At 48.6% G+C, this 13,923-nt stretch carries 14 protein-coding genes; all 14 read right to left on the bottom strand.

Going from position 1 to position 13,923, the window contains the following annotated elements; all coding sequences use genetic code 11:
* Positions 1 to 11: 11 nt before the first annotated feature.
* On the bottom strand, positions 12 to 815 hold the full coding sequence (locus M2277_RS00380; protein ID WP_063480006.1) for a TIGR00282 family metallophosphoesterase: 804 nt from the start codon (positions 813 to 815) through the stop codon (positions 12 to 14).
* A gap of 131 nt (positions 816 to 946) precedes the next feature.
* Positions 947 to 2,488 carry a ribonuclease Y gene (rny, locus tag M2277_RS00385; RefSeq protein ID WP_036642458.1) on the bottom strand — a complete coding sequence of 514 codons (1,542 nt, stop codon included), beginning with the start codon at positions 2,486 to 2,488 and terminating at the stop codon, positions 947 to 949.
* A 366-nt stretch (positions 2,489 to 2,854) separates the two neighbouring features.
* Positions 2,855 to 3,589: a regulatory protein RecX gene (locus tag M2277_RS00390; RefSeq protein WP_280753920.1), complete on the bottom strand. Its 735-nt coding sequence runs from the start codon at positions 3,587 to 3,589 to the stop codon at positions 2,855 to 2,857.
* A gap of 139 nt (positions 3,590 to 3,728) precedes the next feature.
* Positions 3,729 to 4,790: a recombinase RecA gene (recA, locus tag M2277_RS00395; protein ID WP_006211253.1), complete on the bottom strand. Its 1,062-nt coding sequence runs from the start codon at positions 4,788 to 4,790 to the stop codon at positions 3,729 to 3,731.
* A gap of 290 nt (positions 4,791 to 5,080) precedes the next feature.
* Positions 5,081 to 6,343: a competence/damage-inducible protein A gene (locus M2277_RS00400; protein ID WP_063480008.1), complete on the bottom strand. Its 1,263-nt coding sequence runs from the start codon at positions 6,341 to 6,343 to the stop codon at positions 5,081 to 5,083.
* A gap of 123 nt (positions 6,344 to 6,466) precedes the next feature.
* Positions 6,467 to 7,054, bottom strand: coding sequence for a CDP-diacylglycerol--glycerol-3-phosphate 3-phosphatidyltransferase (gene pgsA, locus M2277_RS00405; RefSeq protein WP_006211255.1), 588 nt, complete (start codon positions 7,052 to 7,054; stop codon positions 6,467 to 6,469).
* A 269-nt stretch (positions 7,055 to 7,323) separates the two neighbouring features.
* Complete coding sequence (locus tag M2277_RS00410; RefSeq protein WP_006211256.1) at positions 7,324 to 7,815, bottom strand: YajQ family cyclic di-GMP-binding protein; 492 nt, start codon at positions 7,813 to 7,815, stop codon at positions 7,324 to 7,326.
* A gap of 151 nt (positions 7,816 to 7,966) precedes the next feature.
* Complete coding sequence (locus M2277_RS00415; RefSeq protein ID WP_138917807.1) at positions 7,967 to 8,140, bottom strand: DUF4175 domain-containing protein; 174 nt, start codon at positions 8,138 to 8,140, stop codon at positions 7,967 to 7,969.
* A gap of 77 nt (positions 8,141 to 8,217) precedes the next feature.
* Positions 8,218 to 9,177 (bottom strand): helix-turn-helix domain-containing protein, encoded by a 960-nt coding sequence (locus M2277_RS00420; protein WP_006211258.1) that lies wholly within the window; start codon positions 9,175 to 9,177, stop codon positions 8,218 to 8,220.
* Between the two features lie 41 nt (positions 9,178 to 9,218).
* Positions 9,219 to 9,986: a DUF3388 domain-containing protein gene (locus tag M2277_RS00425; protein WP_006211259.1), complete on the bottom strand. Its 768-nt coding sequence runs from the start codon at positions 9,984 to 9,986 to the stop codon at positions 9,219 to 9,221.
* A 204-nt stretch (positions 9,987 to 10,190) separates the two neighbouring features.
* Positions 10,191 to 10,445: a DUF3243 domain-containing protein gene (locus tag M2277_RS00430; protein ID WP_006211260.1), complete on the bottom strand. Its 255-nt coding sequence runs from the start codon at positions 10,443 to 10,445 to the stop codon at positions 10,191 to 10,193.
* A gap of 107 nt (positions 10,446 to 10,552) precedes the next feature.
* A complete protein-coding gene (ymfI, locus tag M2277_RS00435; protein ID WP_006211261.1) occupies positions 10,553 to 11,323 on the bottom strand; it encodes an elongation factor P 5-aminopentanone reductase in 771 nt (256 codons plus the stop codon).
* Positions 11,323 to 12,603, bottom strand: coding sequence for an EF-P 5-aminopentanol modification-associated protein YfmH (gene yfmH / locus M2277_RS00440; protein WP_006211262.1), 1,281 nt, complete (start codon positions 12,601 to 12,603; stop codon positions 11,323 to 11,325). The genes ymfI and yfmH overlap by 1 nt, the downstream gene beginning before the upstream one ends.
* Positions 12,604 to 12,606: 3 nt before the next feature.
* Complete coding sequence (gene yfmF / locus M2277_RS00445; protein WP_006211263.1) at positions 12,607 to 13,887, bottom strand: EF-P 5-aminopentanol modification-associated protein YfmF; 1,281 nt, start codon at positions 13,885 to 13,887, stop codon at positions 12,607 to 12,609.
* Positions 13,888 to 13,923 lie beyond the last annotated feature (36 nt).

Here is a 13,923-nt window from a genome sequence, read left to right on the forward strand (position 1 = left end):
TTTTACGGTTTTTAATCCATCCGCCATTCGTCTTCGTACATACGTATTTTTTGTATCTTGTGGGCTTTCCCTGTTTCTTCATCCATATCAACGCATACAGCATGGAACTGCCACTTGCCTTCATCGACCTGGAAACGAGCAGGAAGCTGGGTTTTGAACTTGTACATCACCGCATCGCGCTGCATGCCGAGTACCCCTTCCTTGGAGCCTACCATGCCGGTATCCGTAATGTAGGCAGTTCCACCCGGCAGTATCGTATCGTCATTGCTTTGCACATGCGTGTGCGTTCCAACCACCATAGAAGCCCGTCCTTCCAAATGCCAACCCATGGCAATTTTCTCAGAGGTCGCCTCGGCATGGAAGTCCACAAGAATGCATTTGTTTTTCTGGCGCAACTCATCTACAATTTCATCGGCTGCACGGAATGGACAATCGATGGCTGGCAGGAATGTTCTTCCCTGCAGGTTCACAATGGCCAATTGTTTGCCGTTTGCTTTAATAACCGTATATCCCCGTCCAGGTGTTCCAGGCGGAAAATTCGCCGGGCGAATCAAACGCGGTTCATCATCGATAAACTCAAAAATATCCTTGTTATCCCACGTGTGATTTCCCAAGGTGATGCCGTGGATGCCCCAATTGAAAAACTCATTGGCAATGGCCGAGGTAATGCCGCGTCCCGAAGCCGCGTTCTCGCCATTGGCAATGATGATGTGAGGATTATATTTGGACTTCAGCTCTGGCAGCGATTCTTTCAGCGCTTTGCGCCCTGTACTGCCGACAATATCACCGATGAATAGTACTTTGATGTCAATCACTCCTTAACGAGGGAATTCTGTCCTGCTCCAGCAGGAGCGTTCCCGGTTTTATGGATATCAGCCACTTTCCGATCTGATATCTTCAAAGATAAAAAGTGGCCGAATTGCGGCCACTTTTTAAGGTCCAAACTCTATTTTGCGTAATCCACCGCACGGGTCTCCCGGATAACGGTGACTTTGATATGACCTGGATAATCCAGTTCATTCTCAATGGTTTTGGTAATGTCGCGTGCCAAGCGGAATGCTTCGGCATCATCGATCTTCTCAGGCTGTACCATAACGCGAACTTCACGTCCCGCTTGAATGGCGTACGATTTCTCAACGCCTTCAAAGGATTCGGAAATTTCTTCGAGCTTCTCAAGGCGTCGGATATACGTCTCAAGTGTCTCTCTGCGCGCTCCCGGTCTGGCTGCGGACAATGCGTCAGCTGCGCCAACCAGCATGGCAATAACCGAGGTTGCTTCACAATCACCGTGGTGAGAGGCAATGCTGTTGATAACCACCGGATGTTCCTTGTATTTCTTCGCCAGCTCCACGCCGATTTCAACGTGCGATCCTTCCACTTCATGATCCAGCGCTTTACCGATGTCATGCAACAGTCCTGCCCGTTTCGCAAGCACGATGTCTTCGCCCAATTCGCCGGCCATTAGGCCAGTCAAGTAGGCCACTTCCATGGAATGTTTCAACACATTTTGTCCATAGCTTGTACGGAACTTCAGTCGGCCCAGAATTTTGATCAAATCTGGATGCAAACCGTGCACGCCAACTTCGAATGTGGCTTGTTCTCCATACTCGCGAATGCGTTCGTCCACTTCCTTGCGGGATTTCTCCACCATTTCTTCGATACGAGCCGGATGAATCCGTCCGTCCGCCACGAGCTTTTCCAAAGCTGTACGGGCAATTTCACGGCGAATCGGATCAAACCCGGAGAGAATAACAGCTTCCGGAGTATCATCGATAATAAGGTCAATCCCTGTAAGGGTTTCAAGCGCACGGATATTCCGGCCTTCACGTCCGATGATCCGGCCCTTCATTTCTTCGTTCGGCAAGGTGACAACAGAAACCGTTGTCTCTGCCACATGATCAGCCGCACAGCGTTGGATAGCCAGCGTGATGATCTCCCGTGATTTCTTGTCAGCCTCTTCTTTCGCCTGCTGCTCAATTTCTTTAATCATTTGAGCGGTTTCATGACGAACCTCTTGCTCGACATTGCTGAGAATGATACTGCGGGCATCCTCCATCGTAAGGTTGGAGATACGCTCCAGTTCTGTAGTTTGTTTCTTGTAAATAGCGTCGATTTGCTGCTGGGTCTCTTCTATTCGTTTCTCTTTGTTCGCCACTTGTTCTTCTTTACGTTCCAAAGATTCTATTTTTTTATCCAGCGACTCTTCCTTTTGCAACAATCTGCGTTCCTGCCGTTGAATTTCATTACGGCGCTCACGAGTGTCTTTTTCAGCTTCGGCTCTGATTTTATGAACTTCATCTTTTGCTTCAAGAACCGTTTCTTTCTTCAATGCCTCTGCTTCCTTCTTCGCACTCTCAACGATCTGCAAAGCGGCATGCTCGGCACTGGAAATTTTAGCTTCTGCAAGGGATTTGCGAATAAAATAACCGAACCCAAAGAATATAGCGGCTACAGCGAGAACGATTATGATCCAGATCCATGTATCCAGCATCTGTTTCACCTCCTCGTTGTTTCCTCCAAGGCATTCCTTGGGAAATGTTCAATTGTCAGTTTACTCATTCATACATAAAATTTTCCGGCAGAACCTGCCGTCCATACTGCGCACGTCCCATTAACGTTCGCAAATTCCACCATGAACAGCGGAATACATTTCACTATGAATTGGCGTTATAAGAATCTTTCACAAAGTAGTCACTTTTTTGGAAGGAAAAAGGTTTCTAATTTATGATAAAAGATTCATATTTATTTTAGTATTTATAAAAAGATATTGTCAAGGGAAAGCAATGGGTAAACGTCAGTTTCATCCAGTGGAACCAAATTCTTTTGCGAAGTTCTGCATTATGGCTGCCTTTTATTAGAAGTCATCCAGCTCTTCGTCCCACTCGCCTTGTTGCTGATCCTCTTCAATCAGAAGTTTAAGTACCTGCCGTACCTGTTCTCCACCAAACCCTCGCCGCATTAAATAGGCGCCCGTTTTACGTTTGCGATCCAACTGCTCGCCATGGGTTTGCTGCCATTTTTTCCTCCCGACCGTCAGCGCACTCTCAAGTTCCGCATCCGCGCTAATCTCGCCCAACGCCTCTGATATAAGCTCAGTGCCTATTCCCTTTTGCCTCAGTTCCTGCTTAACCCACAATCTTCCCTTCTTATGGCTCGTCATTCGCTGTTCCGCCCACATCTTGGCATAGAGCGCATCATCTACGAGGTTATCCTTCTCCAAGCGCTCCAAGGTTGTCTCTACACTATTCTGCTCAAAGCCTTTTTGCTGCAGACGCTGTGAAATTTCCTTAGCCGTTCTGGGTTTTCGGGACAGATGATTCAGCGCCTCTACGTAAGCGCGCTGCCGTTCATCTGCAACAATAATTTCCTGCAGTTCCTCCTTGCGAAAAACATTGCCCTTCAACAAGCGATATTTCAGCATAACGTCCTCATGAACGGTCATCTGATAAGGCCCAAATGCGATCTGATAGCGGTGTTTGGGCTTTCTCAGCATCTCGACCGAAGTTACGATCAGATCCTCATTATCGGGAAAATGTCCAATACCTGAAGTTTCCTCCTCCTCAGACACTCCCATATTCTCTTCTTTCATAAACGCTCCTCTCACTTCAGCATCAATATCCCGGCAAAAATATCCGAGCGATTCCTCGATTAAGTTAAATGCAAAGAAGACCGTCAGGCGTTACAAACACCGGACAGTCCTCAACACTCTAAAAGCTAAACCGTTATTACTACTCTACCTTAAACAATTCCTGCTCTTCTATTTCATCTTGTTCCTTATCCTCTGCGGAAGGCTCAGGAACAGCCGTGGTCAGGTTGCTTGCTTCACGGATTTTATTCTCGATTACACTCGCGATTTCCGGGTGCTCCTTCAAGAATTGCTTCGCATTCTCACGTCCTTGACCCAGACGGTCACCAGAATAAGAATACCAAGCACCACTCTTGTCTACGATATCCAGTTCCGTTCCGATATCAATCAGGCTTCCCTCTCTAGAGATGCCCTCACCGTACATAATATCTAGCTCAGCCTGTTTGAAAGGCGGCGCTACCTTGTTCTTAACAACCTTAATCCGTGTGCGGTTACCCACCACATCGTTACCCATCTTGATGCTCTCAATCCGGCGCACGTCCAAACGAACCGTGGAATAGAACTTCAGAGCACGTCCGCCCGGAGTAGTCTCAGGGTTACCGAACATAACACCAACCTTCTCACGAAGCTGGTTGATAAAGATGGTAATCGTTTTCGACTTATTGATGGCACCCGACAATTTACGAAGAGCTTGAGACATCAGACGAGCTTGCAGACCCACGTGGGAATCACCCATATCGCCTTCAATTTCAGCTTTCGGCACAAGCGCAGCAACCGAGTCAATAACAATAATATCTACGGCACCACTGCGTACCAATGCTTCCGCAATTTCAAGCCCCTGTTCACCCGTATCCGGTTGGGAGAGCAGCAATTCATCAATATTAACACCCAGTTTGCTTGCATACGATGGATCCAAGGCATGCTCGGCATCGATAAATGCAGCTTGTCCGCCAGCCTTCTGAACTTCAGCAATAGCATGGAGGGCTACTGTTGTTTTACCGGAGGATTCCGGTCCATATACTTCAATAATCCGGCCTTTAGGCAAACCGCCGGTTCCTAAAGCTATATCCAACGCCAACGATCCACTTGGCACAATCTCTACCTGCATATGGGTGGACTCACCCAGTTTCATGATGGAACCTTTACCGAACTGTTTCTCTATCTGACGAAGCGCCATCTCCAGCGCAGCACGACGATCTGACAATTGTTCCACAACCCTTCACTGTTGATAGTCATATCATACCTTGTTTTGACACGTTTGCCAAGCTTTTTTTCGAACATACATTCGTTTTTTTATTCGGCGCTCCTTCCCTCCCATGCTCTGAACCCTATGTAAAAAAGAAGAAGAACCGCAGCAATATCATTCGATATGCCACGGTTCTTCCGTACTTCACATTATACTCGGAACCATTCTTCAATTCAAGAACAGCTACCAAGACAGGTGTAAATAATTTACTTTTTATCAAAAGCGGCTTCCTTCGGCTTAGGGGGAAGCTAGGCCTGCTTGGAGGCAACGAGACGCTGCCAAAGCCGATACAGCAGCGCCTTGGTTGCACGGAGCCGGATCGTCTCACGGTTGCCCTGCAGGTGCAGCTCATGCACTTCCGTTTCTTTTCCCCGTTCGGACAATCCAATGTACACAAGGCCAACGGGCTTGCGTTCGGCGTAACCTGGACCTGCTACACCTGTTACCGACAAACCAAAATCACTGTCGGTCACCATCCGGACATGATCCGCAAGCGCCTCGGCAACCTCCGCACTGACAGCGCCCGGCGCATCATCACCTTCAAGCAGCGCATGCGGGATATGTACAAGCTTCTCTTTGATCTGATTGGTATAACAGATGATTCCGCCCAGAAACATCGAAGCACTGCCGGGAATGGATGTCAGCGCCTCTGCCACGAGCCCTCCGGTACAACTCTCGGCCGCGCTCAGCGTCCAGCTTCGATCTGCCATAAGGTCTACAATGACCTTCTCAATCGGCACGTCCTCGTTGGCATACATAAACTCAGGACCTCTCTCCTGAATTCTGGTCTCCAGCTCATTCAGCCGGACCATAGCCTCAGACTCACTCGCTGCCTTCGTGGAGATCCGGACCGTAACCTCCCCTTCCTTGGCATACAAGGCGATGGTCGGATCCGTCTGTGCGGTTATCAGGTCCTCCAGTCGCTGATCAAGTGCGGATTCCCCAATGCCTGCGAACTTGAGCATCTTCGAGTAGATGGGGAGCTCGCCGGTCAGGACGTGCTGAAGAAGCCAGGGCTTGGCCTCCTGCTCAAACATCGGGATCAGTTCTTTTGGCGGCCCGGGCAAAACAATATAATGAGTGCCTTCAAAAGAAATAGCATTTCCCACGGCAAGCCCCGTCTCGTTAGGCAGCGGTGTACCTCCCTCGATGGCCAGAGCCTGACGCCGATTATTCTCCGTCATCACAGATCCCCGGTCATGGAAGAAACGTTCGACCCGGTCCATGGCCATCCGGTCAATATGCAACGACCGGTTCATATAGGAAGCTAAGGCATCCTTCGTCAGATCATCCTGTGTAGGTCCGAGGCCGCCGGACAGAAGCACGATATCAGCTCTGCCGCTGGACAGCCTGAGGGCCTCCTTGAGCCTCTCCATGTTATCCCCGACAACCGTTTGATAGTACACATCGATTCCCATTGAAGCAAGCTCTCTGGACAAGTACTGGGCATTGGTATTGACGATCTGTCCCAGCAGAAGTTCTGTACCAACTGCAATGATTTCTGCTTTCATGATTAGTCGATCCTCCTGTATCTGCTGTATCTGCTGTCTCTACTGTATCTGCACATTCTATTCAACTTCATTATGTTCTTACGCTCACGGAAGAAAAAAGCAATAGGATTGCTCCTATTGCTATTATGCCCCGGTACCTTTGAGAAGGTGCCTGTTCTGGACAAAATATTCGATTCCCGAATATAGCGTAATAATCGCAGCTGCCCAGATGGCAATGACATCAAACGGAATCCCCATAAACACAAACGGGAAATTGTTGATAAGAAGCGCAACAATTGCCACAATCTGAATCACCGTTTTAATTTTTCCCGATTGGCCTGCTGCAACAACGGAACCCTCCAGAAGCGCAATCTGCCGCAAGCCGGTAACCGCGAATTCCCTGCTGATGATGACAACAGCAATCCACGATTCGCATTTTCCCATCTCTACGAGCGATATGAGTACGGCGGCCACCAGCAGTTTGTCAGCCAGCGGATCAAGAAGTTTTCCCAGGTTAGTCACCATATTGTTTTTTCGGGCCAAATAGCCGTCAATCCCATCCGTGCTCGCAGCAAGTATAAAGATCAATGCCGCAATCAATTGGTTATATGGCAGGACAAAATCATTCCACACAATGGGGGCCGGGTAAAAATCAAAATCCACCAGTAGAAAAATCATCATGACAGGAATCAAGCAAATCCGGGCCAACGTAATACGATTGGGTAAATTCATGGGGCAACCTCCCTTGCAACGGGTTGTCTAGCTAACTTGGCAGACCCCGCAGCAGTTAAACTGCCGCAATTCAACAGGGTCGCTCTTCCCAAGAGCCTAAAGGGTTTGAAGCGTGAATCGCTGTCTGTCATATTCATCCCCCAGTAATCTATGTATACGTTAATCCTTATATATCGTGTTTTAGTATAATATTTCAGTTGACACCCTGTCAAAAGAAACAAACCTGCCATTCAATTCGCATTCAAGCCTTTACCCTATAAGGCGCGCGCTTATTTAAAATTGGTAAATTGGAGGTCCAGCGTAAGATCTGCTTTACGAAGCAGCTGCATGATCTGCTGAAGATCGTCCTTGTTTTTTCCGGTTACCCGAATTTGATCCCCTTGAATCTGGCTCTTTACTTTCAGTTTGGAATCACGGATCAAAATGTTGATTTTTTTAGAGTTTTCCTGATCTATTCCCTGTTTCAAGGTCAAGCGCTGTCTAACGGTACCCATAGAGGCCGGCTCAATCTTCCCGTACTCCACATTTTTAAGCGACAATCCGCGTTTAACCATCTTGGTTTGCAAAATATCAATTACTGCGTTGAGTTTATACTCATCGTCAGATGCAATGACCAGTGCTTCCTTGTCAATCTTCAAGCTGCTCTTGCTGCCCTTGAAGTCAAACCGGTTCTCAATCTCCCGCTCCGTCTGATTAACCGCGTTTGTAAGTTCCTGCATATCCATCTTGGATACGATATCAAATGAATTTTCTGAAGCCATGGTGAATCCTTCCTTTCATCAATCATATTGCTTCTATTATAGGTAAAACTCCGAGCCAAGTCTAATCATGTACAATGTATGTCTTATGTATACAGGAACGAAAAAGACTCCGTTCATCACCAACCATCTGGTGACAACGAAGCCTGCTCCGTCAATTGCTAGCTTGCTCATCACGCACCGGACGGCGGAACATACTCAGGATGCCGAGTAATATATGAGCCAATCCAAAGCCTAATATGCCATATCCCCAGTCACTCGGAATTAGATAGTAACCCAAGAGGCTGACAATAACGCCTAATCCGAATACAATCCAGTTGACCGTCAAGATGGCCTCACCTCTTTCAGGAAGTGAAATAACAGCATGCAGCTGCATGCTGTTATGATCTCCTGGAGTAAAGGGAATTATTCCCCGCCTGTGGTGTCAGCGGAACCATCCGCGGACTCCAGCACGATGCGGGAAGTCGTTTTTCCATCCGTTACAGGCTGACCGCCAACCGTGATGGTGGTTGCAGCGGAATTGCCCGATTTCACGTACAACCCCTGGCTGTCCAGTTCGAAGCTGAGCGCAGCTCCGTTCTCAAGCATTTGGAAAGCCAATTTCTCGCCGGAGGCGTTGTTGCCGCGGTATACCTCTACCCAGCTCTTTCCGTCACTGGTGGCCGTAATGTCCACCTTAACCGCAGAACCTGTTACTTTGAATACGGTGTTCTTGCCTTCCGTCCGGTCCTGCGTCACCGTCGTTTCCCCAGGCGTTGTATTCCCCGGTACATCTGTATCCGTACCATCCGTACCCTCAGTGCCGTCCGTTTCCGTTCCTTCACCGTCCGTACCCTCGCCAGGCGTATCGCCCGGGTTGTTCTCTCCGCCTTGTGCTCCATCACCTGGCGTCGTGGTATCCGGGTTTTGCGAATTCTGTCCTGGATCGGTCTGAGATTGGTCGTTGTTGCTTACCGGCGGGTTTTCATCTTTGGGCTCATTCGAATTGATCGCTACCAAATAAATGACAACAACGATCAGTATCGGAAACGTCCACATCAGCAGCGTCGGCAGCCATTTCATGTTCCGTTCGGCTGAAGGTCTGCTGGCACGCTTTTGAATAACCGGCTCCATTGTCGCTTCCGGTTCTGATTTGGGAACGTCCTGTTTATGTCCTTCAAGCAGTTCGTCCGGGTCAATCCCCACCGCTTCTGCATAGGTTTTGATGAATGCCCGCACGTAAAAACTGCCGGGAAGTACTTTGTAATCCCCTGCCTCGATGGCTTCCAAGTATCGCTTGCGTATTTTTGTCATTTCCTGCACGTCATCAAGGCTCATTCCTTTTTGTAGACGCGCCTCCCTTAATTGCTGTCCCAGTTCGGACATGCCATCACCTCCTACTTTAGAATTTCGTGGTCAAAAAAATATTATAAATCGTCACTATAAGAACCCGTGAACGTATCATAAACGATTTCCTCATCCGGATTGTTTCGCAATTCGATTATAATATCGAAATCCTCATAGGAATATTCGGATTCACGAACAAAAATGTCCGGATGCTCAATCACCTTCGTGCTATCCATCCCCATAATATCCTGTAAGAGCTGATAATGGCGCTCGTTCGAACGGATAGTGCTGACAATCCCGTCAATGATAAAAATATTGTTTGAATTCATCTCATCCTCGGACAGCTGACTGCGAATCGTTTGCCGAAGCAGCGTAGAGGAAACAAACGTCCAGCGTTTCATCGCACAGACACTGCCTGCAATAATGGACTCCGTTTTGCCGACGCGGGGCATCCCGCGAAGACCGATGACCTGATTTCCTTCCCTTTTGAACAATTCACCCAAAAAGTCAACAAGTAAACCGAGCTCATCGCGTGTAAAACGGAAAGTTTTACGATCATCCGAGTCCCGGTCAATATATCGTCCATGTCGGACAGCCAAAATATCGACCAGTTTAGGGGGTCTCAAGGCTGTTACCGTAATATTTTTCATCTTGTTCAGCATTTTGCCCATCAGAATGATTTTCTCTTCATCATCCGTCTCAAGGAGCATACCTCGGGTTTGGCCTTCGACGCCGTTAATTGTCAGGATGTTCACTTCAAGCATACCGAGCACAGATGCAATATCACCGAGCAAACCTGGCCGGTTCTTATGTATCTTGTATTCCATGTACCATTGATTCGATTCCACAAAGACACCTCTTTGCACTTCTTTTCCATCAATATTCGACAAATTCCAGCTAAAAATGCACGCAAAAACAGGTCAAATTAAAAATGGATCACGTTAATGATATATAAAATAAAAATGAAAGGCAAGTATTAACGGTAACATGAAAATTACATTCTTTTTTCTTGACAAAAAGCCCCCGTTATCGGGGGGCTTTTTGGATGTGGGTTATGCGTTGTTCTTGGCCAATCTCACCATCAGACGGGCGATAACGTGGCGTTCTTCCTCGTTACCTACGTCCCACAATTCTTTCAGTGCCCGGTTGGATGAGTTTTGCGGGTCTACCTTCTCATCCAGGAAGTCGCCGATCTCAAAAGCCAGCTGAGAAATCGTGTCTTCGCTCATACCTGCTTTTTCGGCTTGAACGACGCGCTCTCCCAGAAATTTCTTCCAGGAATCAAAGTTTTTGATTACGGATGACATGAATTAAATCCTCCTTTTGCATGGTGGCAATCAGATTTAAAGTAACAATAGTAATATGTCCCCGTAACCAGAACCTTATGAGTGGTGAATTGCACCACGAACGAATATCAAGTCACCCAGCCGCCGTTCGGACTGATCACTTGGCCGGTGATGTATCCCGACTCAGGCAGCGCCAAAAAATATACCAGCGAGGAAATCTCATCAGGCTGTGCCAGCCTGCCGATTGGAATCTCCTCTTCCAGCATGCGGATTTCATCCGAATCCAGATGTCCCAGCATCGATGTATCCACCGCACCGGGCGCAACGGCATTCACCGTAACGCCGGAAGGAGCAAGCTCCTTCGCCAGCGCCTTCGTGAAGGCATTTACGCCGCCTTTGCTTGTGGAATACAACACCTCGCAGGATGCACCCGACAGCCCCCAGATCGAGGATACATTAATGATCCTGCCGAACCGCTGGGAAATCATGCGTCCCATGAACGCCTGAGAGCACAGAAACATCCCCTTCAGGTTAATCGACATCAAGGTGTCCCACTGTTCTTCCGTGGCGTCAGACAGAAGCCCGTAATGGGATACACCGGCATTATTGACCAGGATATCAGGCTCCATGTTATGACTCTGAAGTTTCTCCTTCATCCGGAGTATTTGCTCTTTGTCCCGAAGATCGGCCGATACGGTCAACACCTTCGCTCCGTAAGACATACAGCGGCGGGCCACTTCATTCGCCGCCTCATGCGAATTCATGTAGTGAATAACCACGTTCATGCGAACCGAGGCAAAGCGCTCCGCAACGGCTGCCCCAATGCCTCTGCTCGCCCCCGTAATCAGTACCGTCATTTCCCCGATCGGCTTCAATTCTCTTCCCATGTCTTGCTTCATTACGGACTCACGACAATGGATACAGCCAGTTGATCCCAGTCGACATGCTCTTGCAGTCGACGGTTAACATCGTCTACCGTAATGGACTCATAAACCGGCAGAACCTTGAAGAGATCCGCTCCACGGAACTGATAGCGTGTAAATTCATGGGCGATGTTCTCCGGGGAATTGAGCATCCGTAAATAACCGCCCATTTTCTTTTTGCGGGCCCGTTCAAAATCCGATTTCTGGAATCCGCTTGCTTTCAGTTTATCCACCTCTGTGCGAATGCGCGCGAGCAGCTGATCCGGATCCTTGGTATCACCGCCAACTGCAGAGAATGCATATTGCGGCGCACTGTTGTATTCATGGCCAAAACTGTCCGAAATCAAATCCTCATCATACAGCTTCTGATACAACTCGGTGCTGGAGCCAAACAAGAGATCCATCATCAGCTTCGTGGTCAAATCGCGGTGCAGCTGCTCTTCAGCTGGTAATCCGACCTGCTTCTCCTTAAAGCCAAACAGGCATTTCGGCAGTGATACGGCCAGGCGGCTCTCTCTGCGCTTCTCTTCGACACCCTGCGGCTCCGGATCAAAAATACGCTCAATGGAGCCTTGCTTGTCATACGATTTTCCCGCCTGATTCGATCGGACAAGGTTCATCGTTTCCTCAGGATCCACGCCCCCAACCACAAACAACAGCATGTTGCTCGGGTGATAGAAAGCATTGTAGCACGTATACAGGTCTTCCTTCGTAATCGTTCCGATGGATTCCACCGTACCGGCGATATCAATGTGCACCGGATGCACCTTGTACATCGCTTCAATTAAGCCGAAATACACACGCCAATCGGGATTGTCCTGGTACATGTTGATTTCCTGCCCGATGATGCCTTTTTCCTTCTCCACGTTCTGATCCGTAAAATAAGGATTCTGAACGAAATCGATCAAGGTCTCCAAATTTTCATGGATGTTCTCCGTTGCAGAGAAGAGATATACCGTCTGGTCAAAACTTGTGAAAGCGTTCGCGGAAGCGCCGTTGGACGCAAACTTGGCAAAAATATCACCCTCCGGCTCCTCGAACATTTTGTGCTCAAGGAAATGCGCTATGCCGTCCGGCACCTGCGTCTCAGACTCGCCTTCGACCTTGAAATGGTTATCCACGGAACCGTATTTGGTTGCAAAAGTCGCATAGGTCTTCTGAAAGCCGGGTTTAGGCAGCACATACACATGCAGACCATTATCCATCACTTCGTAATACAGCGTCTCCTGCAGGTTGTCATAATGAATGCTCTCCACCGGCTACTCCTCCTTTTGGCCTTTCAGGAAATAGATCGTATCCAGGGAAAATGCCGAAGCTGCCTGCTTCACATCTTCCACTGAAATGCCCTCCACCTGATTCAGCAGCTCATCCGGCGTACGTTCACGGCCCGACAGCGTGCGGTTGAAATCATAGGCGATCATCTCAAAGGCCGAATCCTGCATTTCTTTAATGACATTCCGAATCATCGCCTTGGTCTGCGACATCTCGATATCGGTGATGGCACCCTTGGCCATGTCATCGAGCTGCTGGCGAATAATCTCTACAGCCTTCTCGAAATTCTGAACCTCGATCCCGGACTGAATGGTAGCAATCCCTTTATGACCGTCATAGCGGGAAGAGGCATAATAGGCCAGGCTCTCCTTCTCCCTCACGTTGACAAACAGCTTCGAATGCGGGTATCCGCCCAAGATTCCGTTATACAACAGCGCGGCTGCGTACTCGTCATCTCCGTAAGTAATGGTGCTTCTAAGCCCCATATTGAGTTTGCCCTGATTTATCTCAAGCTTCTCTACAACCGTCTGCGTCCCGCTCGCGGCGGTCCGCGTGGAAGAAGGAACATAGTCCTTGCTTCCCGTGCGGTTGAGTTTAAAATGCTCTTCTACGAGCTTTTTGACCTCATCAAGACTCGTATCTCCGACCACATACAGATCCAGAACGGATTCATTGAGCCAATTCTGATAGGACTCATACAGTCCTTCCGGGGTTATTCCGTCCAGATCCTTCCGTTCGCCCAGCGGATGCAGCCGATACGGCTCATTCTTGCACATCACCTCAATACAGCGCTCCGCAGCATAACGAATTTTATCATTAACGATAGATTCCAGCTTTTTGCGAACCGTGTCACGCTCGGTTTGTACATAGGATTTGCGAAATACGCCGTTCTCCAGCACGGGCTCGGTAAAGGCTTCTCCCAGGAAGGCAAATGAGGAGCGCAGCAGACTCTCGGGACTTTTTACAAAAGAATCATTAATCGTATCCATACGGAAGTGCACGATTTGATAATCGCCCCGCTTATATACATCAAAACCAAATCCGGCGCCGTACAGCTGCTCCAGCTGCTCGCGGAAAGCCCTTGTTTCCGGGTAGGAAACCGTTCCTCTTCGCAGTACAAAAGGAGTGAGCGCCGTGGATGTCACCGTATCTTCTGCTAACGGACTTCCGGCGTAAAGCGATATCGCAAATGTCTTGAATCGGTTCGTCGGGAGAACGTGAATCCGTATCCCTCCGGCTGTTCCGTGTTCAAATTCCGTTTTCGTCAAGGTCCATATCCCCTTACATCATGGATTGTCGTTGCC

The sequence above is a fragment of the Paenibacillus sp. LBL genome (assembly GCF_029893715.1).
Classification (GTDB): Bacteria; Bacillota; Bacilli; order Paenibacillales; family Paenibacillaceae; genus Paenibacillus_AQ; species Paenibacillus_AQ glucanolyticus.

Coding starts and splice junctions, on each gene's coding strand:
- M2277_RS00400 (WP_063480008.1), bottom strand. CDS start 6,343: ATGAAAGCAGAAATCATTGCAGTTGGTACAGAACTTCTGCTGGGACAG.
- M2277_RS00410 (WP_006211256.1), bottom strand. CDS start 7,815: ATGGCTTCAGAAAATTCATTTGATATCGTATCCAAGATGGATATGCAG.
- ymfI (WP_006211261.1), bottom strand. CDS start 11,323: ATGAAGCAAGACATGGGAAGAGAATTGAAGCCGATCGGGGAAATGACG.
- M2277_RS00390 (WP_280753920.1), bottom strand. CDS start 3,589: ATGAAAGAAGAGAATATGGGAGTGTCTGAGGAGGAGGAAACTTCAGGT.
- M2277_RS00430 (WP_006211260.1), bottom strand. CDS start 10,445: ATGTCATCCGTAATCAAAAACTTTGATTCCTGGAAGAAATTTCTGGGA.
- pgsA (WP_006211255.1), bottom strand. CDS start 7,054: ATGAATTTACCCAATCGTATTACGTTGGCCCGGATTTGCTTGATTCCT.
- M2277_RS00420 (WP_006211258.1), bottom strand. CDS start 9,177: ATGTCCGAACTGGGACAGCAATTAAGGGAGGCGCGTCTACAAAAAGGA.